The organism is uncultured Anaerovibrio sp. (assembly GCA_902786545.1).
In the GTDB taxonomy this organism is placed as follows: Bacteria; Bacillota; Negativicutes; order Selenomonadales; family Selenomonadaceae; genus Anaerovibrio.
In genome coordinates this window covers 1-2,018 of sequence record CADACU010000100.1, presented here as the reverse complement: position 1 = coordinate 2,018, position 2,018 = coordinate 1, and the positions used below count along the sequence as shown (strand labels likewise).

The following is a 2,018-nucleotide window of genomic DNA, read 5'->3' as shown; positions in this document are numbered from 1 at the left end:
GCCTTCCCCGCCCAGCCGGATTATCTGGCAAATATTGCCGTAGCTTTCGTTTATATAACAGGCGCCAACATCCTGGGCCTGTTAGTAGGCTGGGCCAGCCAGCAGCTCTCCGGCTTTTCTCTCCGCAGGCAGGAGGAACAGGGTAAGCTGGAGATATCGTGAATATTGAGTGAGTGCGAAGCAGCATCTATCGAGCGGTGGATGCTGCTTTTTTATGTTGCTGGTGGATAAGAAGTTTGGCGCTTGTGGTCTGTCAGGACACCAAAAATTTAAGGAAATGTGGTAGTATATGGAATACAATTTTGGAAGCAGCAGGGACGAAAATTTTCTCATAAGGGAAAATTGATACTGAGAGTGATAATTTTACAACTGAGAGTGATAATTTTACAACTGAGAGTCACAACAAGAAAAATCTAAATGTTTTATAATATTAGAAGGGAGGGATAGGTAGATGGCATCGACTATAGACGAGAAGAAAGCTATGCTAGGGCTGAATATATGCTATTATCGCAAGGCGCGCTCCATGACACAGACAGAACTGGCCGAGCAGCTGGAAATCACCAGCAACTACCTGTCCCAGGTGGAACGTGGCTCTAAGATTCTTTCGGTGGACAAGATCATCATGGTGGCAGAGATTCTGGGGGTGGATGAGAAGTCGTTGTGGGATTTTAGCAGGAAGTAAGAGTGATGTTATTATTAAAATACTGAAAGCCATTATTATTGTGGGGAGGAAACAAGTGATATGGAAAAGGAAAAATGGGAAAAGGCATATAAAGCAGTCAATATGATAATTGAATGTAGTGAAACTCGCCCTAAAACACAGATTGAATTAACTGAATATATTAACAAAGAATTGGGAACACATTTAGTCGAAAAAGATATTTCAAATGTAACCAAGCAGTTAGGATATTACCATACGATGACGGATTGTCAAGCCAAGTGCAACGCTTTTGAAAAATGAACCTCATATGGTGTTTTATAATCTAGACATTTCCTCGGACGCAGGTTCAGCATGATAACCTTTTCCTGTATGTAATCGTCAGGAATGTCTGTGATGTCCTTACCTTTGGGTAAATACTCTCTTAGCAAGCCATTGGTGTTCTCATTCGTCCCTCTTTGCCAAGGCTGGTGTGGCTGTGGGAAGTAGAAGGGCAAACCACCAAGATACTCTGTTACTTCTGCATGCTTGGCAAATTCCTTGCCTCGGTCTGGTGTTACAGACAGGGCTTTTGCTCCCAGCAGCAAGTCTATCATGGTCTTACTGACTGCTTGGGCATTTTTCCCGTCTGCTTTGCCACATAAGAGGTAACGGCTCTTCCTGTCAACCAATGTGACGAGGCAGGCCTTGCCTTGTTTGCCAACCACCGTATCAGCTTCCCAATGACCTAGCTCAGAGCGATCTTCTGCTCCTGAGGGACGTTCTGTAATGTCATGGCTGATTTTTATCTTACCGCGCTTTTCTTCAGCGGAGCGCTTTCTCCTGCGTTTGCCTTTGTGCCTCAGCTTCCTTACGATATTGGCGGTAGAACCTTTAGGAGCATTCAGCATGCCGTTGTATATTGCCCGATAGATGGTGGTTGTACTTATGACACACTGACCATACTCAGCCCTTATACGTCCTGCAATCTCTTCTGGAGACCACTGACATTCAAGCAGCTTATGCTTCACATGTTCCAGGATGTTGCCATTGTCCAGCCGTTTGCGCGGCCTGCAGGCAACACGCCGCTTCTGGTATTGTTGCTGTGCGGTTACAGGCATATACTCCCCATCCGAGGCATTCCTGCGAAGCTCACGGGAGATTGTGCCCTTGTTTCGCCCCAGTTTTTCGGCTATGGCGGTTATGGAATAGCCTTTGGCTTTAAGAAGTAGTAGATTTTCTCTCTCAAATAGTGTAAGATGTTTGTAATGACGCATAGATCCTCCTGATTATGGGTTTTCGCAAACACCATTATATCAGAGGTCTGTGCGTTATTTTTATTTTTTGCTATGTGCTGTTGCACTTAGATTGTAAATCCGTC

Annotated in this window: 3 protein-coding genes; 2 read left to right on the top strand and 1 reads right to left on the bottom strand. The window is 44.7% G+C overall.

The genetic code is table 11. The features are described 5' to 3' along the window. Window positions 1-451 precede the first annotated feature (451 nt). Together QZV24_RS10465 and QZV24_RS10460 are read left to right on the top strand one after the other, a co-directional pair. Window positions 452-682 carry a helix-turn-helix domain-containing protein gene (locus QZV24_RS10465; protein WP_294523599.1) on the top strand — a complete coding sequence of 77 codons (231 nt, stop codon included), beginning with the start codon at window positions 452-454 and terminating at the stop codon, window positions 680-682. A gap of 60 nt (window positions 683-742) precedes the next feature. Next, entirely contained in the window at window positions 743-961 is a 219-nt protein-coding gene (locus QZV24_RS10460; RefSeq protein ID WP_294523597.1) for a hypothetical protein, read from the top strand. On the opposite strand, the gene QZV24_RS10455 is transcribed toward QZV24_RS10460, so the two are convergent. Continuing rightward, window positions 931-1,914, bottom strand: a complete 984-nt coding sequence (locus QZV24_RS10455; protein ID WP_294523595.1) for an IS30 family transposase — start codon at window positions 1,912-1,914, stop codon at window positions 931-933. The genes QZV24_RS10460 and QZV24_RS10455 overlap by 31 nt on opposite strands. Window positions 1,915-2,018 lie beyond the last annotated feature (104 nt).

What these genes read in the sequence shown, in the direction of transcription:
- QZV24_RS10465 (WP_294523599.1), top strand. Translation starts at nt 452, where the DNA reads ATGGCATCGACTATAGACGAGAAGAAAGCTATGCTAGGGCTGAATATA.
- QZV24_RS10460 (WP_294523597.1), top strand. Translation starts at nt 743, where the DNA reads ATGGAAAAGGAAAAATGGGAAAAGGCATATAAAGCAGTCAATATGATA.
- QZV24_RS10455 (WP_294523595.1), bottom strand. Translation starts at nt 1,914, where the DNA reads ATGCGTCATTACAAACATCTTACACTATTTGAGAGAGAAAATCTACTA.